Source organism: Mycobacterium scrofulaceum (genome assembly GCF_001667885.1).
GTDB lineage: Bacteria > Actinomycetota > Actinomycetes > Mycobacteriales > Mycobacteriaceae > Mycobacterium > Mycobacterium scrofulaceum_C.
In genome coordinates, this window is sequence record NZ_LZJW01000117.1 from 1 (window position 1) to 19284 (window position 19284).

General features: G+C 68.8%; 21 protein-coding genes and 1 pseudogene. 16 read left to right on the top strand and 6 right to left on the bottom strand.

What is annotated here, in order from left to right; translation table 11 throughout:
- From A5681_RS17680 to A5681_RS17720, 9 genes are all read left to right on the top strand, one after another.
- Nucleotides 1–884, top strand: an 884-nt coding sequence (locus A5681_RS17680; protein ID WP_067277703.1) for an MCE family protein, incomplete at its 5' end; no start/stop codon positions are given.
- Between the two features lie 56 nt (nt 885–940).
- Nucleotides 941–2119, top strand: a complete 1179-nt coding sequence (locus A5681_RS17685) for a cation:proton antiporter (RefSeq protein ID WP_067277705.1) — start codon at nt 941–943, stop codon at nt 2117–2119.
- Between the two features lie 125 nt (nt 2120–2244).
- Nucleotides 2245–3243 (top strand): Acg family FMN-binding oxidoreductase, encoded by a 999-nt coding sequence (locus tag A5681_RS17690; RefSeq protein WP_067277707.1) that lies wholly within the window; start codon nt 2245–2247, stop codon nt 3241–3243.
- Between the two features lie 32 nt (nt 3244–3275).
- Nucleotides 3276–3836: a hypothetical protein gene (locus A5681_RS17695; protein ID WP_067277710.1), complete on the top strand. Its 561-nt coding sequence runs from the start codon at nt 3276–3278 to the stop codon at nt 3834–3836.
- 57 nt (nt 3837–3893) lie between these two features.
- Nucleotides 3894–5018, top strand: coding sequence for a 4Fe-4S dicluster domain-containing protein (locus A5681_RS17700; RefSeq protein ID WP_067277713.1), 1125 nt, complete (start codon nt 3894–3896; stop codon nt 5016–5018).
- Nucleotides 5011–5865, top strand: a complete 855-nt coding sequence (locus tag A5681_RS17705; protein ID WP_067277716.1) for an FAD/NAD(P)-binding protein — start codon at nt 5011–5013, stop codon at nt 5863–5865. Before A5681_RS17700 ends, A5681_RS17705 begins: the two co-directional genes overlap by 8 nt.
- Entirely contained in the window at nt 5865–6623 is a 759-nt protein-coding gene (locus tag A5681_RS17710; RefSeq protein WP_067277720.1) for an oxidoreductase, read from the top strand. Before A5681_RS17705 ends, A5681_RS17710 begins: the two co-directional genes overlap by 1 nt.
- Nucleotides 6620–7912, top strand: a complete 1293-nt coding sequence (locus A5681_RS17715) for a Ni/Fe hydrogenase subunit alpha (protein WP_067277724.1) — start codon at nt 6620–6622, stop codon at nt 7910–7912. Before A5681_RS17710 ends, A5681_RS17715 begins: the two co-directional genes overlap by 4 nt.
- A complete protein-coding gene (locus A5681_RS17720; protein WP_067277728.1) occupies nt 7909–8421 on the top strand; it encodes a hydrogenase maturation protease in 513 nt (170 codons plus the stop codon). Before A5681_RS17715 ends, A5681_RS17720 begins: the two co-directional genes overlap by 4 nt.
- Here A5681_RS17720 and A5681_RS17725 read toward each other — a convergent pair.
- Both A5681_RS17725 and A5681_RS17730 read right to left on the bottom strand, forming a co-directional pair.
- Entirely contained in the window at nt 8372–8776 is a 405-nt protein-coding gene (locus tag A5681_RS17725; RefSeq protein ID WP_067277733.1) for a DUF302 domain-containing protein, read from the bottom strand. The genes A5681_RS17720 and A5681_RS17725 overlap by 50 nt on opposite strands.
- Before the next feature lie 16 nt (nt 8777–8792).
- On the bottom strand, nt 8793–10190 hold the full coding sequence (locus tag A5681_RS17730; RefSeq protein WP_231996349.1) for a trypsin-like peptidase domain-containing protein: 1398 nt from the start codon (nt 10188–10190) through the stop codon (nt 8793–8795).
- Between the two features lie 340 nt (nt 10191–10530).
- Here A5681_RS17730 and A5681_RS17735 point away from each other — a divergent pair, with 340 nt between their 5' ends.
- The 7 genes and pseudogenes from A5681_RS17735 (at nt 10531) to A5681_RS17765 (ending at nt 16919) form a co-directional block, all read left to right on the top strand.
- Complete coding sequence (locus tag A5681_RS17735) at nt 10531–11016, top strand: flavodoxin family protein (RefSeq protein ID WP_067277736.1); 486 nt, start codon at nt 10531–10533, stop codon at nt 11014–11016.
- 154 nt (nt 11017–11170) lie between these two features.
- A pseudogene (locus A5681_RS17740) lies at nt 11171–12000 on the top strand (SPFH domain-containing protein).
- A gap of 47 nt (nt 12001–12047) precedes the next feature.
- Complete coding sequence (locus A5681_RS17745; protein WP_067277741.1) at nt 12048–13112, top strand: acyltransferase family protein; 1065 nt, start codon at nt 12048–12050, stop codon at nt 13110–13112.
- Between the two features lie 39 nt (nt 13113–13151).
- Complete coding sequence (locus A5681_RS17750; RefSeq protein ID WP_067277744.1) at nt 13152–13946, top strand: ribosome hibernation promotion factor; 795 nt, start codon at nt 13152–13154, stop codon at nt 13944–13946.
- Between the two features lie 94 nt (nt 13947–14040).
- Entirely contained in the window at nt 14041–14682 is a 642-nt protein-coding gene (locus A5681_RS17755) for a hypothetical protein (RefSeq protein WP_067277747.1), read from the top strand.
- 30 nt (nt 14683–14712) lie between these two features.
- The gene (locus A5681_RS17760; RefSeq protein WP_067277751.1) at nt 14713–15504 is read left to right on the top strand and encodes a universal stress protein; all 792 of its coding nucleotides are present in this window, start codon (nt 14713–14715) and stop codon (nt 15502–15504) included.
- A gap of 8 nt (nt 15505–15512) precedes the next feature.
- Nucleotides 15513–16919, top strand: coding sequence for a bifunctional lysylphosphatidylglycerol flippase/synthetase MprF (locus A5681_RS17765; RefSeq protein ID WP_067277754.1), 1407 nt, complete (start codon nt 15513–15515; stop codon nt 16917–16919).
- A gap of 7 nt (nt 16920–16926) precedes the next feature.
- Here the strand turns inward: A5681_RS17765 and A5681_RS17770 are convergent, their stop codons facing one another.
- From A5681_RS17770 to A5681_RS17785, 4 genes are all read right to left on the bottom strand, one after another.
- Nucleotides 16927–17343, bottom strand: coding sequence for a pyridoxamine 5'-phosphate oxidase family protein (locus A5681_RS17770; protein WP_067277757.1), 417 nt, complete (start codon nt 17341–17343; stop codon nt 16927–16929).
- A 100-nt stretch (nt 17344–17443) separates the two neighbouring features.
- Nucleotides 17444–18421, bottom strand: a complete 978-nt coding sequence (locus tag A5681_RS17775; RefSeq protein ID WP_067277761.1) for an Acg family FMN-binding oxidoreductase — start codon at nt 18419–18421, stop codon at nt 17444–17446.
- Between the two features lie 56 nt (nt 18422–18477).
- Nucleotides 18478–18729 (bottom strand): acyl carrier protein, encoded by a 252-nt coding sequence (locus A5681_RS17780; protein ID WP_067277764.1) that lies wholly within the window; start codon nt 18727–18729, stop codon nt 18478–18480.
- Nucleotides 18730–18735: 6 nt separating this feature from the next.
- Nucleotides 18736–19284 (bottom strand): 2-oxo acid dehydrogenase subunit E2 (locus A5681_RS17785; RefSeq protein ID WP_197498636.1); only part of this gene is annotated, 549 nt, incomplete at its 5' end.

Here is a 19284-nt window from a genome sequence, read left to right on the forward strand (position 1 = left end):
ACGCGCGATCGGTGACCACCGAGATCAACACGCTGTTCCAGACGATCGTGTCGATCAACGAGAAGGTCGATCCGGTCAAACTCAACCTGACGCTAAGCGCGGCCGCCCAGGCGCTGACCGGCCTCGGCGACAAATTCGGGCAGTCGGTCGTCAACGCCAACGCGGTTCTCGATGACGTCAATCCGCAGCTGCCGCAGGCACGCCACGATATTCAACAGCTGGCCGGGCTGGGCGACACCTACGCCAACGCCGCGCCCGACCTGATCGACTTCCTCAACAACGCGGTCATCACCTCGCGCACCATCAACGCGCAGCAGAAGGACTTGGACCAGGCTTTGCTGTCGGCGGCCGGGTTCGGCAACACCGGCGCCGACATCTTCAACAAGGGTGGCCCGTACCTGGCCCGCGGCGCGCAGGACCTGGTGCCCTCGGCCCAGCTGCTGGACACCTACAGCCCGGCGATCTACTGCACGCTGCGCAACTACCACGACGTGGTGCCCCTCACCGGTGCGTCCGAGGGTGGATTCAACGGCTACTCGCTGAACATGAACACCGAGGCGCTGTCCGGGCTGGGGCTGCTGGCCAACCCGGTGTCGGCGGTCGCCACCATCGCCAGCCTGGTCGGCGGGCTGGCCGGGGTCGTCGGCGGCGCGCCGAACCCGTACACCTACCCCGAAAACCTGCCGCGAGTGAACGCGCGCGGCGGGCCGGGCGGCGCCCCGGGGTGCTGGCAGCCCATCACCCGCCACCTGTGGCCGGCACCGGAATTGGTGATGGACACCGGCAACAGCATCGCGCCGTACAACCACCTCGACACCGGCTCGCCGTACGCCATCGAGTACGTCTGGGGCCGACAAGTGGGAGACAACACGATCAATCCCTAGGACTGCGGCCCGAAGAATGCAGAATAACCTCGTGCTGGTGGGCAGGAACTGCTGACGTGCCGGGGTTTGGGTTCCACACCCTGGCGCTGCTGACCGCCATCGGGCTGGCCGGCCCGCTGCTGGCCGCGCTGCCGCGCCTGCGGATCCCCGTGATCATCGGTGAGCTGATCGCCGGCCTGGTCGTCGGCCGGACCGGCCTGGGACTCGTCGATGTCACCAACCCGACGTTTGAGTTGCTCGCCAACATCGGCTTCGCGCTGGTCATGTTCGTCGTCGGCACGCACGTCCCGGTGCGGGCCGGCGCGCTGCGCTCGTCGCTACCGCGAGCGCTGGGGCGGGCGGGGCTGGCCGGCGCCGCCGCGGCGGCGCTGGGTGTCGGCCTGGCCGCGACCTTCGGAACCGGGCACGCGGCGATGTACGCGGTCCTGATGGCCTCGTCGTCGGCGGCGCTGGCGCTGCCGATCATCGACTCGCTGAAACTGCAAGGGCCGCAGGTGATCGCCGTGACCGCCCAGATAGCGGTCGCCGATGCCGCGTGTATCGTGCTGCTGCCGTTGGTGATTGACCTCGGCCACGCGGGGACGGCCGCGCTGGGCGCGTTGGCGGTGGCGGGTTGCGCGGTGGTGTTGTACTTGCTGCTGCGCCGGTCCGACGGCTGGCGCCGCCGCCTGCACGTCTACTCCGAGAAGCGCCGGTTCGCGCTGGAGTTGCGGACCAACCTCATCGTGCTGTTCGCCCTGGCGGCGCTCGCGGTGAGCGCGCACGTGTCTGTCATGCTGGCGGGCTTCGCGCTGGGCCTGGTGGTCGCCATGGTCGGCGAACCGCGACGGTTGGCCCGGCAGCTGTTCGGCATCACCGAGGGGTTTTTCAGCCCGCTGTTCTTCGTCTGGCTGGGGGCTTCGCTGCAGGTGCGGGAGCTGGGCTCGCACCCGAAACTCATCCTGCTCGGCGCGGGGCTCGGCTTCGGCGCCGTCCTGGCGCACGGCGCCGGCCGGCTGCTCGGGCAGCCGCTGACCCTGGCGGTCCTCTCGGCCGCGCAGCTCGGCGTGCCGGTGGCCGCGGCGACGATCGGCACCGAGGAACACCTCCTGGTCGCGGGCGAAGCGTCGGCGCTGATGTTCGGCGCCCTGCTGACGATCGCCGCCAGCTCGATCGCGGGCGCGTTCGCGTCGCGCAACCAGGTGACCAACGGCCCTACCGCCGCGGGACCTCCGGAGCCTCACAAGCACGACTGAAGCACCGCCCGCCGGGCCGCGCGATTGGCCCAAAGTCCTTTGCGCTAGAGCCGTCATGCCCTCGTGCGACCGGCGCCGATCCGCGATCGTGGGTAAGACGACGCAATACCGAAGGGGAACGACCCATGAACACCCGCTTTCCGGATGCCGGCACGGTCCGGACGGTCCTGAGCCTGGCCTCTCGGGCGCCCTCGGTGCACAATTCCCAACCCTGGCGGTGGCGGGTGGACGCGGCCAGCCTGCACCTGTACTCCGATGACAGCCGGCAACTGCCCAACATCGACCCCGATGGGCGGGACCTGATGTTGAGTTGCGGTGCGGCGCTGCATCACTGCGTCGTCGCGCTGGCGGCGGTCGGGTGGCTGTCCAAGGTCACCCGGTTCCCCAACCCCGCCGACCCCAGTCAGCTTGCCGCGATTGAACTTTCGCCCCATCGCGCCGACTCCGTCGACATCGCGCTGGCCGCGGCCATCCCGCGGCGGCGAACGGACCGGCGCAACTACAGCTCCTGGCCGGTGCCGGTGGGCGACGTTGCCCTGATGGCGGCGCGGGCGGCGCGCAGCGGGGTGACGCTGTGCCAGGTGGAAGACCTCGACAACCTGCGCAAGATCGTCGCGCAATCCGTCCAGGATCATCTGAACCAGGATTATCTCGCCGAGCTGACGGCGTGGAGTGGCCGCTACGCGTCGGTGGCCGGCGTTCCCGCCCGCAACACTCCGGCGCCGGACCCGGCCGCGAAGATTCCCGCTCGCTTCTTCGCCGGCGCCGTGCTGCCGATGCCGCCCGACTCCTCGCCCGCCGACGACAACGCCGTGGTGCTGGCGCTGGGCACCCGCAACGACGACCGCTTGGCCCAGCTGCGCGCCGGTGAGGCGACCAGCGTCGTGCTGCTCACCGCGACGTCACTGGGGCTGGTCAGTTGCCCGGTGACCGAACCGCTGGAAACGCCCGGCACCCGCGCGGCGGTCCAATCCGACATCTTCGGCGACAGCAACTACCCGCAGATGCTGCTGCGCGTCGGGTGGGCGCCGATCAACGCGGACCCCTTGCCGGCGACTCCGCGGCGCGAGCTGGGAGACTTCGTCGAGTGGATGACCGATCACGAGCATCGGGTCGCCCTCTGAATCGGCGAAACCGCTGCGGCGCAGAGGACACCATGGACACGTTCACCTTCAACCCACGCCGCTGGCGGGTCGCCCGCGTTTTCGGCCGTAACCCGTTGCTCCGCCGCTCGGACCGCATCGAGGCGTTGGTCGTCCTGGTGGCGCTGGCCGTGTCCTTGGTCGCCGTCCCCCTGGCCGGTGTGGCCGGCGCGGTGACCTACGGCGCGCGGGATCGGGTGTACACCCAAGAGGCGCACCAGCGGCACCGCGTCCTGGCGACCGTCACCGACGCCCTGGTCGAGGACCTGGGTGTGACTGTCGTGCAAGCGAAGTGGGCGGGACCGAACGGCGAACGCGTCGGGCCGCTCGCCGTTAACGAGCAGGCCAAGGTGGACGGAACCGTCGAGATCTGGGTCGACTCCGACGGCAACCCGGTGCTGCCACCGACTCCCACCTGGCTGGCCGCCGCCGAGGCGGTCGGCGTCGCGGCGGTGACGGCGCTGGCGGTGGCCGTCGCGATGGCGGTGCTGGTCGCCGTCGTCCGCGCGCGGCTGGATCGGGTTCGCGACGCCATGTGGGAACGCGACATCAAGTTCCTCGCCGAGGCCTCGTAGCGGTGTCGCCGTGGCCAAGCCCTATACAGCACAGGCGGACTGAAAGAGGATGAGCCGATGAGCGGATACGGCGGGGAGTCCGGTGCCGCCTCGTTCGGCACCGCCGGGTTGCACCGCCTCGTCGAGATCCTGATCGAGCGCGGATACCGCGTGATCGGTCCGACGTTGCGGGACAACGCGATCGTCCTCGATCAATTGCAGTCCGCCGCGGACCTGCCGCGTGGGTGGGGCGTCGAGGTGGCTCCGGGACACTATCGGGTGCGCCGCCGAGACGACGACGCCGCGTTCGGGCACTCGGCCGGGCCGCAGTCCTGGAAGCAGTTCCTGCATCCGGCACGGCGCCGGGTGTGGGCCGGCACGCGGGACGGTTTCAGCAATGGCGAAGCGGACGAGGAGATTCCGCGCTACGCCTTCCTGGGGGTGCGCGGGTGTGACCTGGCGGCGATCGCGACCCTCGATCGGGTCCTGGGCCGCGGGGAGTTCCCCGACAGCTCCTTCGTGCGCCGGCATCGGCAGATCTTTGTGATCGCGGTCAACTGCACGGAACCCGGGGGGCTGTGCTTCTGCACCTCGATGGGCACCGGACCCGCGGCCGGCCCGGGCTACGACCTGGCGCTGACCGAGCGAATCGACGGTGACGACGTGACCTACGTGGCCGAGGTGGGCACCCCGGAGGGCGCCGAGGTCCTCGCGGCCGTCCCACATCGGACCGCCGACGACGCGGAGATCGGCTCCGCGCATGCCGCGGTGGAGGCCGCGTCGCATCGCATGGGCCGCCAGATGCCCGACGTGAATCTGCGCGATCTGCTGGTCCGTTCGCGCGAATCCCCGCAGTGGGACGAGGTCGCCAGCCGCTGCCTGACGTGCGGCAACTGCACCATGGTGTGCCCAACCTGCTTCTGCACCAGCACCGAAGACGTCAGCGATCTGACCGGTGAGCACGCCGAGCGCTGGCTGCACTGGTCCTCGTGCTTCGAGCCCGACTTCACCTACATCCACGGCGGCGGCAGCGTCCGCCAGTCCGGCGCCTCGCGGTACCGGCATTGGCTGACCCACAAGCTCGGCACCTGGCACGACCAGTTCGACATGTCGGGGTGCGTCGGCTGCGGGCGGTGTATCGCCTGGTGTCCCACCGGGATCGACATCACCGAGGAGATGAACAAGATGGCCCGCGATGACTGACGCGGCGGCCGTCGCCGCGCCCTCGTCGGTGATGGCGCCCAACCCGTACCGGGTGCGCAGCCGCGTGGTGGAAAGCCCGGACTCGGCGACCCTGTGCCTGGAGCCGCTCGGCGAGGTGTTGCGCACACCGCAACCCGGAGAGTTCATGATGCTCTACGCGTTCGGCGTCGGCGAGGCCGCGATTTCGATCAGCGGCGATCCCACGGTCACCGACGGCTCGATCACGCACACGATCCGCGCGGTCGGCGCGGTCAGTCGCGCCCTGCACGACGCGCAGCCGGGAACCATCATCGGGGTCCGGGGCCCGTTCGGCACCACGTGGGGGCTTGCGGAGGCCATCGGCCGCGATCTGGTGATGGTCGCCGGCGGCGTCGGGCTGTGCCCGTTGCGCCCGGCGATCCTTGGGGCGCTGGCCGATCGGTCACGCTACGGCAAGCTGACGCTCGTGGTGGGCGCCCGGTCGCAGGCCGACTTCGTCTTCGCCGCTCAGCTCGAAAAGTGGGCGCAGGATCCGCAAATCGAATTGCATCTGATCGTCGACGCCAAGACACCGGGCTGGGACGGCGAGGTCGGCCTGGTCACCGAGCCGCTGGGACGGCTCGCCGTGGAGCCCGATCGTACGACGGCGTTCCTGTGCGGGCCGGAGCCGCTGCTGCGGTTCGGCGCCGAGGCCCTCCTCGCGAAAGGCGTTGCCGCCAGGGATATTCGAGTGTCTCTGGAGCGGAACATGCAGTGCGGTGCGGGATTGTGCGGGCACTGTCAGCTCGGGCCGCTGCTGCTGTGCCGCGATGGCCCGGTGGTGGGCTATGACGTTGCCGGTCCGCTGCTGCGGGTGAAGGAGCTGTGATGAGCCGACCCACCCTGGCCGTGTGGAAGTTCGCTTCCTGCGACGGGTGTCAACTGACCCTGCTGGACTGCGAGGACGAACTGCTCACCCTCGCCGACCAGGTGCAGATCGCCAACTTCGCCGAGGCCTCGAGCGCGACGGTCGACGGACCCTACGACGTGTCGCTGGTCGAGGGCTCGATCACCACCCGACACGACGAGCGACGCATCCTGGAGATCCGCGAGCAGTCGAAGGTGCTGGTCACCATCGGGGCGTGCGCCACGGCCGGGGGAGTGCAGGCGCTGCGCAACTTCGCCGACATCACCGAGTTCACCTCCGTCGTCTATGCCAGGCCGGAATACATCGACACGCTGGCGACGTCCACGCCGGCGTCGGCGCATGTGACGGTCGACTACCAGTTGCCGGGCTGCCCGATCGACCGGGGCCAGTTGCTCGACACCCTGGCGGCGCTGCTGATCGGGCGCAAACCGCGGTTGCCGGCCAAGACGGTGTGCACCGAGTGCAAGCTGCGCGGGGTGACGTGTGTGGTTGTCGCCGAGGGGATTCCGTGCCTGGGGCCGGTCACCCACGCCGGCTGTGGGGCGTTGTGCCCCAGCCATCATCGCGGTTGCTACGGCTGCTTCGGCCCCTCCGCGGCGCCGCGAACCGCGACGCTGATCCCGCTGCTGCGCCGCGACGGGATGTCGGACGGCGGCGTCGACCGGGTGTTCTCGACGTTCAACGTGGCCGCGTTCGCCGCCGAACGGGACCGCCCATGAACTCGTCCGAACGCACGCTGAGCGTCGGCGCGTTGACGCGGGTGGAAGGCGAAGGCGCGCTGCATGTCTCGCTGCGAGACGGTGCGCTGCACAGCGTGCAGCTCAACATCTATGAGCCGCCCCGCTTCTTCGAGGCATTCCTGCGCGGACGCGCCCACACCGAGCCGCCCGACCTGACGGCCCGGGTTTGCGGCATCTGCCCGGTCGCCTATCAGGTCAGCGCCTGCAACGCGATCGAGGACGCCTGCGGGGTTCGGGTGGACGATGAGCTCGTCGCCCTGCGGCGGCTGCTGTACTGCGGTGAATGGATCAACAGTCACGCGCTGCACATCTACCTGCTGCACGCGCCGGACTTCCTCGGCTACCCCGACATCGTCGGCATGGCCCGCGACCACCGTGAGGTCGTCGAGCGGGGGCTGTCGCTGAAGAAGGCGGGCAACCGGCTGATGGAGTTCGTGGGGGGCCGGGCGATACATCCGGTCAACGTGCGCCTGGGCGGATTCTATTCCGTGCCAACGAAATCGGACTTCGCGCCGATCGAAGAACAGCTGCGCCGCGCGCTGGACGACGCGGTGGCGACGGTCGAGTGGGTGTCGGGATTCGAGTTCCCCGACCTCGAGCTGGACCACGAGTTCCTGGCCCTCACCGCGCCGGGCGCCTACCCGATCGAGAACGGCGTCATCGCGCGCAGCGCCGGCCCGGCCTTCGCCGTCGCCGACTTCACCGCGCACGTCGCCGAATCGCAGCTGCCGCACTCCACCGCCCTGCATGCGACGCTCGACGGCGGTCGCTACCTGACCGGCCCGCTGGCCCGGTACTCGTTGAACGCTTCGGCACTGTCACCGATCGCCGCGCAATCGGCCGCCCGGGCCGGGTTGTCGGGCGAATGCCGAAACCCGTTCCGCAGCATCGTGGTCCGCGCCGTCGAAGTGGTGTACGCGATCGAGGAGTCGCTGCGCATCATCGACGAATACCAGCGCCCGTCGCGGCCGTTCGTTGACGTCCCGGCGCGGGCGGGCATCGGACACGGGGTCAGCGAGGCGCCCCGCGGCCTGCTGTACCATCGCTACCGGATCGAGGAGGACGGGCTGGTTTCGGCGGCGACGATGATCCCGCCGACGTCGCAGAACCAGGGGGCGATCGAAGCCGACCTGGCCCGCTTGGTCTCCGGCAACCTCACGCTCGACGACGCAGCGTTGACCGAGTTGTGCGAGCAGCTGATCCGCAGCTACGACCCGTGCATCTCGTGTTCGGCGCATTTCTTGAGGCTCACGGTGGAGCGAGGATGACCGGGCAGGAGGCAGCGGTCGCCGGCCGTGTCGCGGTCATCGGGCTCGGCAACGGCTACCGGCGCGACGACGGTGTCGGCGTCGCCGCCGCGGACGCGTTGCGCGATCTCGTGTGGCCGAATGTCGTTGTGCGAACGGGAATCGCCGAGCCGATGGGACTCATCGAGGCGTGGACGGGGGCGGGGCTGGCGGTGGTCATCGACGCGGCGATCGCCGACCCGGCGGACCCGGGCCGCATCCACCGGTATGACGTGGACGGCGTGCCCACCCAACCCGAGGGTTTGAGCTCGCACCACATCGACATCGGCCGCACCCATGCCCTGGCTCGAGCACTGGAACGGGTACCCGGCGCGATCGTGGTCTTCGCCGTCGAGGCGGCGGACACCGGTCCGGGCGCCGGCCTGACCCCCCGCGTCGCGCGGGCCGTGCCGGTGCTGGTCGGTATGGTGGCCGCAGAGGTCAATCGCTTTCGCTCAACGACGCGATCGCAGCACGCAGGTTCTCGGTGACCTCGGCGGCGATGGTGACCAGTGCCGGCTCGCCGGTCACCTCCACCAGGAGGCCGGGATCCATCGCCTCGACGATCACGCTGCCCGCGTCGCCGGGGTCGGCGCGCACCAGCATGTTGCACGGCAGCAGCAGCCCGATTTCGCGGTCCACGTTGATCGCCCGGTACGCCAGTGCCGGGTTGCAGGCGCCCAGGATGAGGTAGTCCTCCAAGTCGACGCCGAGTTGTGCTTGCAGTCTGGCTCTGACGTCGATTTCCGTCAGGATGCTGAAGCCTTGCCGCGCAAGGGCTTCCCGGGTGCGGGCCACCGCGTCGTCGAACCCGGCCACCAATCTGGTCGAAAGTCCGGCGTTCACGGCGATATGCCAGCGGTCAAGATATCAGCCCGGTACCCCGCGTCGCCGCGGGAAGGTCGATGTGCTTGCCGCAGTTGGGGCAGAACCGCTCGGTCGGATGGTGCTCGGCTCCGCAATGCGCGCAGAAGTGCGGTTCCTCGACGTCCTCATGCCGGGGCATCAGGCGCAGCGGCTGCGCGTCGAGCGCCGGCGGTTGGCGCCTCCGGCGCCCGAGCGCGGCCACTCCGGCGGCAAGGACGGTGACCGACACGACGCTGATGACGATGTACCACAACAGATTCATACCGCTCAGCGACGAGGAGTCCCCGTACTGCTGGCGCAGGTTGACGGCGGTTGTCTTGAGGTCCTCCAGACCCGGGTAGCCGGGTGACATGGCCAGAGTCTGGTCGAACTCGCTGATCGCGTCGGTGTAGTGACCGGCGTAGAAGGCGGTCAACCCCTTGCGATAGAACTGGTCGGCGGGCCCGAGCATCGGCTTGACGCCCTTGCCGGCCAAGATCGCGGCCACACCGTCGGCCGGGCCGATGAAGTTGAACGGCTGCGTCTCGCCGGCGGGCGCGAAGCTGTTCACGCCAATCACCTTGCCGTTCAACCCGATTGTGGGGCCACCGCTCATGCCTTCGGTCATCGCGGCGTCGATCTCGTATGCGGGATTGGTTCCCGACATGGACTTCTTGCTGATTTTGCCGCTCTTGTAAGTGGGGTCGAGCGAGGCGCCGGTGACGCTTTGGGTGCTCTCGGGGAAGCCGACCGCGAGGACGGGCGTACCGATGGCCACCTCGGCGTCGGTGGCGAGCTCGGACGACGGAAGGTTGTGCTTGGCCACCTTAAGAAGAGCAGCGTCACCCTTTCCGAGGGGCCGGAATTCGACGACGTTGGCGACGACCTTGTCCGCGAGTTTGGTTCCCGTACCGGACATCAGCGCGACGCCCACGTGGGGGCCCTGGCCGACGGCGTCCCCTTCCACCCGCGCGTTCTTCTGCAACCACTCCAACGTGGCCGCGGGATCGCTCGACTCGGGCGCATTCGGAAATTCGCTCCGATATTCGTCGACGGCCCGCTTGAGTATCAGTTCGGTGGCGCTGGCCGGGTCGACGCAGTGACCTGCCGTCGCCACCCAGCCGTCGGGGTTGACGACGAAGGCGGTGCAGTTCCACGTCGCCAGGAACGGCATGCTCGATCCCCGCCCGAATTGCGACAGGATCTCCCCGCTGGGCAACCGGACCAGGCCGTAGCCCTCACCGGCGAGATACATGATGGACGGCCGGATCAGGGCCGCCGCCCGTTCCTCCGGCTTGGCCTGCGGGCGCCCGCTGTCTGCGGCCGCGACGCCCGGCGCACCGGCAAGCAGCAGCGCCGCCGCCACCAGCGCCGCCATCCTGCGGGCCGGCGCGTCCGCTATGCGGCGGATCACGAACGGGCCATCGATGACGGGTGACGGCGCATCGACTCGAGCAGCTCGGCTTCGTACCGCCGCGCCGAAACCCACGCCGGATGCGACTCGAGGATGATTACCTCCGCCCCGACAAGGCTTGCCGCGGTATTGCGCTTCGCTCTCGGAACTGTCACAGTCACAACACTTATTTGACCGGTTTGCCGGATGCGCCGATAGGGACCGAAGTCCCGACCGTGAAGGACCTCCGTTCGAAAAGTGACCAAGGCCCCGAGCCGGGGTGCCTTTGCGCCCTTATCCGGGCACTCGTGGCTGCGCAGCATGGAATCGTCCCAGCCACGTTCGCGCAAAGGAGTGGGCCATGAGGTCGCTCATCGTGTGCGCTTCCCGATCACACGGCAACACTCGCCTGGTCGCCAACCGGATGGCCGAGGTCTTGGATGCCGAGGTCGTCACGCCCGAGTCGGTCGGGCCCGAGATCGTTCACGACTACGACCTCGTCGGGTTCGGCTCCGGCATCTACTACATGATGGCCGATGCGAGGCTGCGGAGATTGATCCGTCAGCTCCCCGCCGCCGACCACCACACCGCGGCCTTCACGTTCTTCACCAGCGGCGCGCGCGAGATTCCATTGTTGGGCTACCACAGGCCGATTCGGGACAAGCTCGAGCAGAAGGGCTTCGAGGTGATCGGATCGTTCTCCTGCCGGGGTTTCGACACCGTGGGACCCTTCGGGTTCATCGGCGGCATCAACCGTGGGCGGCCCAACGAGCACGACCTCGGTCGGGCCGCGGCGTTCGCCGCTCGGATGCGCAAGCGGGCCGGGGGCTCCCAGGCGGCGTCATGACGACGGCCAACGCATCGCGGCCGCGGACAAGGGTACTTCGGTCGAGCGGATCGGGACTTTCGGCCGCTGACTGACGGACCGACGCGGTCCTAGCGTCAGAAACAGCGCGCTGCCCCAGAGAGCGGTGCCGCCGAGGTGGATCGAGGTGGTCGGGATGAACCAGTTGGCCGCGACCCTGGGCATCGTGGGAGTCGTCGTTGTCGTGCTGCTGGCCCTGGCGTCGATCCGGGTGGTGCAGCAGTACCAGCGCGGTGTGCATTTCCGGCTCGGCCGCGTGATCGCCGTTCGGGAACCCGGGCTGCGCATCATCATTCCGGTCATCGACCGCCTGTGGCGGATCTCGATGCGCATCGTGACGATGCCCATCCAGTCCCAGGGCATCATCACCCGCGACAACGTCAGCGTCGACATCGCCGCTGTCGCCTACTTCCGGGTGGTCGACGCCCGCAAGGCGTCGTCGTCATCGAGAACGTCAGCGCCGCCATCGACCAGATCGCACAGACCACCCTGCGCAATGTCGTCGGTCAGCACTCCCTCGACGAAGTGCTGGCCCAGACCGAAAAGATCAACGGCAGCATCCGCCAGATCCTCGACGCCACCACGGTGGAATGGGGCGTGGAGGTTACCCTGGTGGAGCTGAAAGACATCCAGCTGCCGGACAGCATGAAGCGTGCCATGGCGCGGGAGGCCGAGGCGGAGCGGGAGAAGCGGGCGAAAATCATTGCCGCCGAGGGGGAGGCCCGCGCGGCCGCCGCGCTCGGCGACGCCTCCGACACGATGATGAGGCACCCGCTGGCGTTGCAACTGCGCAATCTGCAGACCTTGATCGAACTCGGGGTGGAGAAGAACACCACCATCGTTTTCCCCGCGCCGCTGATGACCGCGATCGGAGAGCTCACCGCCTTCCTGTCGCGCGAGGCCGACGCCGCTGACAGCACCGGCCAGGCCGGGGAGCAGCTGGTGCGGGCGGCGGCATTGCATTGACCGCGGACCATCAAGACAAGCCAACATCCCCGGGAGGGACGCATCTCGTGATCGGGCAGGTGTTCGACCGGCGAGGCAATGCCCTGAATCTGTGGCGGCTGATCCTGGCCGTCGAGGTGATCCTCTGGCATTCGTTCCCGGTCACCGGCCATAGCGTTTCGTCACCGGTCGCAGAGCGGCTCTTGTTCTCTTTGGGAGTGGATGGCTTTTTTGCTGTGTCGGGCTTCTTGGTTGCGGGCAGTTGGCTGAACCATCCGGAACCGATGCGATACGTGCGGGCGCGGGGGCTGCGCATTCTTCCCGGTTTCTACACCTGTTTGGTCGTCACCGCGTTTGTCTTCGCACCGATCGGCGTCGCGCTTCAGGGCGGTTCCGCCCTAGGCCTTTTGCACTCTGGCGGTCCGCTGCAATTCGTCGCGTTCAACAGTGCCATCGCGCAGCTCAAACTCGACGTGGACGGCACACCCCGAGGCGTCCCCCATCCCGGCACGTGGAACGCGTCATTGTGGACGTTGGTGTTCGAGGTGATGTGCTACCTGGTGGTGCTGGTCCTCGGCGTTGCCGGTATTGCGCGGCATCGCTGGACGTCTTCGGTCGTCTTGGCTCTCGGTGTGGTCGCGGCGCTGCTGTTGCCGCCCATGGCCGACCCTTGGTCGTGGACCGTCCCGCAATGCCTTGCACGCTTTGCGATTATGTTCGCAGCCGGCGCGGTGCTCTATCAGCTCAGCGATGTGATACCCGCACGGTGGACGTGGGTGGCGGCCAGCTTTGCGATCGTCGCGATCTCTGGCCTGCTGCTGCCCGACTACCGGATCGTCGGCGCCCTGCCCCTGGCCTACTTGATCATCGTCTCCGGCATCCTCGTTCACCGGTTCCATCTGCACAACGACTTGTCTTACGGCGTATACATTTACGCCTGGCCGACCCAACAGCTTCTCGTCATCTGTGGTCTCGGGCGCCTCGCCCCGCTTGCCTTTGCGGTGGTCGCGACCGTGGCCACACTACCGTTGGCCGCGGCGAGCTGGTTCGCCATCGAGAAGCCGGCGCTACGGCTGAAGGCCGCCCGAGTGCCCCACAGACGAATGGTTCGAGTGTCCTCCGATGACCTTTGACCCTGTCTACCAACCGCTTCCGTGACATAACACTTACGTATGCGTCACAAGATCCCAGCGCCACAGGAGATCGACGTCCAGGTCACCGCCCGCGACGAACTTCCCGCCGCGGCCGAATACGCCCGCCGCAAGATCGGTGAGCTCACGCGGTATGCGAGCCGGCCGGTGCTGCACGCCCGGGTGCGGCTGACCCGGCACCGCGATCCGGCCGTGCAGCGGCCCGTCGTTGCCCAGGCCAACCTCGACGTGGGCGGCCGGCCGATCCGCGCCCAGGTCCAGGCCGACACGGCGCGGGAAGCCGTCGACCTTGTCGCGGCGCGGCTGCGACGCCGCCTGGAACGCGCGACCGAGCACTGGGATGCGCGCCGGGGTGAGGCGGCGGCCGACGAATGGCGCCGCGAGCCCGATTCGGCGCACCGGCCGAACCACTTTCCCCGCCAGGCGAACCAGCGCCGCGTCATCCGCCGCAAGTCGTTCACGCTGGCGCCTTGCACTCTCGACGAGGCCGCCCGCGAAATGGAGCTGCTCGACTACGACTTCCACCTGTTCACCGAGAAGGGCACCGGCACCGCAGGCGTGCTGTACCGCGGCGGGCCGACGGGCTACCGCCTCGCGTTGGCCGCGCCGGCGCTGGCCGATCAGGTGAGTCGGCACACGCTGCCCGTCACCATCAGCCGGCAACCCCTGCCCTGTCTCACCGAAGAGGGAGCCGAAGACCGGCTGGCCATGCTCGGCCTGCCGTTCCTGTTCTTCATCCACGCCGCCTACGGTTGCGCCAGTGTGTTGTACCACCGGTACGACGGGCATTACGGCCTGATCACCCCGGCCGGCTAGGGCGGCGCTCCGGGTGGGCGCAGGGCATATTGGCGGCCGCACCAAGGACCTAGGACCCTCGCAGGCATCACGACGCTCCGCGCACACTGGCGCCATGGCCAACACGAGAAAGCGCTTCGCCCAGACCGCGGCGCTGCTCACCGTGCTGTACTGCGCGCGCAGGTACTTCCGCAATTGGGGCGCCACCAAGGCCGAGTCGCAGATGCGAGTCCCGGGGGACACCGTGGTGGGCGATCCGGCCGTGCAGACGACCGAGGCCGTCGACATCGACGCGACCGCGCCCGCGGTGTGGTCGTGGCTGATGCAGATGGGCCGGGACAGGGCTGCGGGCAGTATCCGGGCGACGGGAAACGTTGCCGGACAGGCTGTTAACGATGGGCTCCGGGTGGGCGACGCGATCCGCCTGGCTCCGGAAGGCTGGCTGGGCCTACCGGACGGGTTGACGTTACGCGTCGCGGAGATCGCGCCCGAAAAGTACGTGGTGCTCGGCGCGATGCGATCCGAATCCCGCTGGAATGCGGTCCTGTCGTTTCACCTCCAACCACACTGGGAAGACCGGGTCCGGCTGCTCGCGCGCGCCAGGATCGGCTTGCGCTACCCCGGCGAGGTGTTCGTCCTCGAACTGGCCAGGCCGATGATCTCGCTCGGGACCCGTGCCCTGTTGCTCGCCGTCAAGCGCCGGGCGGAGCGGCTTGCCCCGGCGGTGCCGATCCGCCCGTCCGTCCAAACGCACTGACACACTTTCGACGGCGGAAGGGGCCCGACGATGAAACCGATCCTGGTAGGAATCGACGGTTCGGCGGCGGCGGTCGCAGCCGCGCTGTGGGGCATCGACGAGGCCATCACCCGCGGCGCGCCATTGCGTCTCGTCTCGGTCATCAAACCGACGCATGAGTCGCCCGAAGAATACGAGCGCGACGTCGCGCACGCCGAGAAGTCGCTTCTGGAGGCGCGGTTGGCGGTCGAGGCAACCAATAAGGGCGTCTCGCTGGAAACCGAGGTGTCGCGGGGTCCCGCGGGTTCGGTGCTGGTGGAGGCGTCCTCGGATGCCGAGATGGTCTGCGTGGGTTCGGTCGGCATCGGGCGCTACGCGCGCTCGATCGTGGGTTCGACGGCGACCGAGCTCGCCGAGAAGGCGCAGTGCCCGGTCGCGGTCTTGCGGACCGGCTCCGACCGGCCGCCACCGGACATCAACTGGATCGTGGTGCGCATGACGGACGCACCGGGGAACGACGCCGTGGTGAGTTTCGCTGCGGCGGAAGCGAAGCTGCGCCGCGCCCCCATGCTTGTCCTCGGTGGCCGGGCCGAGGAACTCGGCGAGCACGCCGACGGCGCATTCGAACGCCGGGTCGAGCAGTGGCGGCGGCACTATCCCGAGGTGCGGGTCTACCCGATCACCACGCGGCGGGCCATCGCCGGCTACCTGAGCGCCAACGACGAGCGGGTGCAGCTCGCCGTGATCGGCGGCGACGAGGCCCAGCAGCTGGCGGAATTGGTCGGCCCCCAAGGGCATCCGCTCTTCCGCCACCCCGAATGCTCCGTGCTCGTGGTGCGCTAGAGCGCGCGGTGAGCAGCAGTCCCAGGAGCCGCGGCGCCAGCACGGCGCGGGGCGGGGAACGGGTCTTGGTGGGCGCCGATGCGCCGGCGGTGCGCCGCGTCAGCGTGCTGGTGTTGCTGTGCGTCCTGGTCTGGTTGGGGGTGCTGGTCGCCCGGGAGTATTTGGGTTACGAACGCGTCGCCCCGGGCCGGTTCGGCTGGTCGGTGGCGCTGCTGGGGGCGACCGCCTTGATCGCGCGCGGCATCTTACTGGGCCGTCCGGTGACCACCGCCCATGCGGTGTACGCCGCCGCCGCGGTGGTGGCCGGCTTGGCGGCGCATTTCGTGTCCTGGACGGTGCTGGGCAATGTCTTGATCGCCGGCAGCGGCCTCGCGCTGATGCTGCCCACGACGGCGAGGGCGCAGCCGGAGCTGCTGGGCCGGGTGTGGGGTCTGATCGACGTCACGCGCGGAGATCCGTTGGCGCCGTTCGCGATGCAGTCGAGCAAGAGCTATCACTTCAACGCCGAGGGCACCGCGGCCATCGCCTACCGCACGCGGCTGGGTTTCGCGGTGGTCAGCGGTGACCCGATCGGCGATGTGACGCAATTCGAGTCGTTGGCAGCCGATTTCGTCCGCATGTGCCGGGGCCGGGGCTGGCAGATCATCGTGTTGGCCGCCGGTGAACGCCACCTTGGGTTGTGGGGCAGGGACACCGTCGGCCAGCCGATGCTGGCGGTGCCGATCGGCCGCGATGTCGTCGTCGACGTCCGCCACTTCACCCTGAGGGGGCGCCGCTTCCGCAACCTGCGCCAGGCGGTGCAGCGCACCCGCAACTGCGGCGTCACCACCGAGATCGTCGACGAACAACGCCTCAGCGGTGCGATGCTCGCCGAGCTGACCGAGGTGTTGTACGCCGCGCACCGCGCGGCGCGCACCGACCGCGGGTTCTGCATGAACCTCGACGGCGCGCTGCAGGGCCGCTTCCCGGGCGTCATGCTGGCCATCGCGCGCGACAACGGCGGCCGGGCGGTCGCGTTTCACCGATACCTCACCGCCGGCGGGGGATCCGAGATCAGCCTCGACGTTCCGTTCCGCCGACCGGACGCCCCCAACGGCGTCGACGAGCGGCTCACCGTCGACATGATCGCTCATGCGGAAAAGGCTGGGGGAGAGCGCCTTTCCCTCGCCTTCGCCGCGTTTCCGGAAATCTTCGAAGCCGCGCGGCCGGGCCCGCTACAGCGGGCCGCGCTGCGGCTGATCCATCTGCTGGACCCGCTCATCCGGCTGGAGTCCCTGTACCGCTACCTGCGCAAGTTCCACGCGCTGTCGCAGCGGCGCTACGTGGTGCTGTGCGCCCACCACATTCCGGCGGCGCTGATGGTGTTGCTGTCGCTGGAGTTCGTGCCGCGCCCGCGCCGGATGCGGTCCGATTAAGCGGTGATCACTCGACCGGGCCGCCGAAGCGGAACCGGCGGCCCGTGACGATCTCGGGAATGATCCGCACGAAATGTGACTTATCCGAGGCCGTCCAGGGCAGCACCTGGGCGCGCTCGGCCTCCTCGATGTCCTCGTTGCTGCGCAGTGAGCGCGCCGTGCCCTTGATGATCACGCTCCACCCCTCGGCGACGTTGTGGTCGTCCACCTCGAACAGCACCCGGTTGTTGATCGCGGTGCTGACCAACTTCGTCCCCTCGGCGGTCCGAAACAGCACCGTGTGGCGCTGCACGACGTAGTTGACCGGAAAGATCTCGGGCTGATTACCGACGCTGGTGACCAGGCGGCCCAGCGTCACGCCCGCCATCAGGTCCCAGCATTCGTTCACCGGCAGGATGGAAACCCCATCATCGATCAGTGACATCGGTGATCCCCTTCGTCGAAAGCGCTATACCACGATGGTATTGCGTGCGCGGGCCGGCGGCGTCGGCCGAAAGTCCCGGGCGCCCGGGACCAAAGGTCGTTCACCGGATCTGCAGCACATCGTCCAACCGGCGCCGGGGGGTGGCCGGCGGAAGCTGCTCCAGCGGCGGGGCGATCCCGACGCGGATCAGCACCTGCGGCTCGCCGTACCGACCGACGAGTTCGCGCACGATGTCCCGGCTCTCCTCCAGCTCGATCAGATGGGTGAGCGGGCACGTCGCCATCCCGGCCACCGTGCATTCCAGCAACACCGTCGACAGCGCCTCGCCGCACCGCAACACCTCCGCCCTGGTGTCCCCGGGCGTCGACAGCACCAGGATTTTCGCCCAATCGACCTTGACGTCGCCGCGGCGGTCCGCGTGGCTCCTGACCGGGAAGGTGCGGGCCACGTCCACCCGCCAGCTTTCCTTGTCGGAGGCCAGGGCGCTGGGCGGCATCCCCTCGGCCAACACGAACGACGAAGTCCACCAATCGAGTTCGGCGTGATAGTACGAGTCGTCGCGGCGCAGCTCCTCGGTGAGCAATGACGCCTCCACCAGCTGCGGGCGCACCTCGTCGGCGAGCACGTCCACGCTGACCACGGTGCCGTCGATGGCCTCGGCCAGGGCGGGCTCGAACAGCTCCCAATAGGTGGGTCTGCCCAACGGCAGCCGGTCGGTGCGACGCTGCAGGATCGCCTCCGCGAGGCGGCGCTGAGCCTCGGTGACGTGCTCGAGGGGGCTGAACGTCACGGCGGCCAGCTGGTCGGGGTCGTCCGGGTCGGGAAGGCGCCGAACGTTCGGTTCCCAGCCCGCGGCGGTCATGGCGACGCAGAGGTGATCGAGCACGGCGCCGCAACTGAGGATGACCTCCCGGCCCGAATGGTCGGTCGCGGATATGGCCCGGCGACGGTCGACGAACAGGCGCAGGGCACCGTCCTCGGTCACCCAGCGCCAGGGCTGACTGTTGTGCACCGAGGGGGCGCGGCAGGCGAGCAGCACCGCCTTCTCGAGCACCTCGACGTCCGGTGTCGTGCCCATGCCAACCCCCTGTTCGTTGCCCTCCAAAGATGCCGCGCCCCTTGGCAGCTGGCGGCTCACACCGTGGACGCGTTCTTCTCCACGTAGGCCACCACGTCGGCCAGCGTGCGCAGCGTCGCGTAGTCCGACTCCGGGATGTCCACATGCAGTCGCTTGTGAATCCCGCGCAGAAAGCTCAGCCAGTCCATCGAATCCAGGTCTACCTGGTCGCGCAGCAGCACGTCGTCGGCGATGTCTTCGGGGTCGACCTCCGGGGCGATGCTCGTCAGCACCGACAGCACCACGGCACGAGTGTCGTCATTGGTCATAGCGCCTCACTTCTCTAGGAGGTCGGGCTGCTGGAGCAGCTCGTTGATGGCGGCGAGGAAGAGCGCGCCCCGGTGCCCGTCACTGGCGCGGTGGTCGGCGGCGAGCGTGGCCTGCACGGTGGTGACGACCCGGATGCCGCCGTCGATGACGCAGACCCGCTCGGCGGGCTGGCCGAACCCGACGATCGCGACCTGCGGCGGGTAGATGACGCCGAACACCGCATCGACGCCCTGGTCTCCGAGGTTGGTGACGGTGATGGTCGGGTCCGACATCTCCGAACTCCGCAGCGAAAACGATCGTGCCCGCCCGACCAGGTCGGTGAGGTCGTCCATCAGCTCGTCCAGCTTCTTCTCCGGCACGTCGTGTATCGCGGGCGCCACCAGGCCGCCGCCGCGCAGCGAGATCCCGACCCCGACGTGGACGCCGTTGGCGGGCTCGAACCCGTCTTCCCGCCAGAACCCGTTGAACTCACCGAACCGCTGCGCGGCGACGCCGACGGCCTTCAACAGCAGGACGGCCGGCAGCACCCGTTCGTCGATGGATCGCTGCGCGTT

Bases quoted from the DNA above. Each gene is read 5' to 3' on its own strand.
- A5681_RS17690 (WP_067277707.1), top strand. From the start codon at position 2,245: ATGAACACCCGCTTTCCGGATGCCGGCACGGTCCGGACGGTCCTGAGC.
- A5681_RS17695 (WP_067277710.1), top strand. From the start codon at position 3,276: ATGGACACGTTCACCTTCAACCCACGCCGCTGGCGGGTCGCCCGCGTT.
- A5681_RS17700 (WP_067277713.1), top strand. From the start codon at position 3,894: ATGAGCGGATACGGCGGGGAGTCCGGTGCCGCCTCGTTCGGCACCGCC.
- A5681_RS17705 (WP_067277716.1), top strand. From the start codon at position 5,011: ATGACTGACGCGGCGGCCGTCGCCGCGCCCTCGTCGGTGATGGCGCCC.
- A5681_RS17710 (WP_067277720.1), top strand. From the start codon at position 5,865: ATGAGCCGACCCACCCTGGCCGTGTGGAAGTTCGCTTCCTGCGACGGG.
- A5681_RS17715 (WP_067277724.1), top strand. From the start codon at position 6,620: ATGAACTCGTCCGAACGCACGCTGAGCGTCGGCGCGTTGACGCGGGTG.
- A5681_RS17720 (WP_067277728.1), top strand. From the start codon at position 7,909: ATGACCGGGCAGGAGGCAGCGGTCGCCGGCCGTGTCGCGGTCATCGGG.
- A5681_RS17735 (WP_067277736.1), top strand. From the start codon at position 10,531: ATGAGGTCGCTCATCGTGTGCGCTTCCCGATCACACGGCAACACTCGC.
- A5681_RS17750 (WP_067277744.1), top strand. From the start codon at position 13,152: ATGCGTCACAAGATCCCAGCGCCACAGGAGATCGACGTCCAGGTCACC.
- A5681_RS17755 (WP_067277747.1), top strand. From the start codon at position 14,041: ATGGCCAACACGAGAAAGCGCTTCGCCCAGACCGCGGCGCTGCTCACC.
- A5681_RS17760 (WP_067277751.1), top strand. From the start codon at position 14,713: ATGAAACCGATCCTGGTAGGAATCGACGGTTCGGCGGCGGCGGTCGCA.
- A5681_RS17770 (WP_067277757.1), bottom strand. From the start codon at position 17,343: ATGTCACTGATCGATGATGGGGTTTCCATCCTGCCGGTGAACGAATGC.
- A5681_RS17775 (WP_067277761.1), bottom strand. From the start codon at position 18,421: ATGGGCACGACACCGGACGTCGAGGTGCTCGAGAAGGCGGTGCTGCTC.
- A5681_RS17780 (WP_067277764.1), bottom strand. From the start codon at position 18,729: ATGACCAATGACGACACTCGTGCCGTGGTGCTGTCGGTGCTGACGAGC.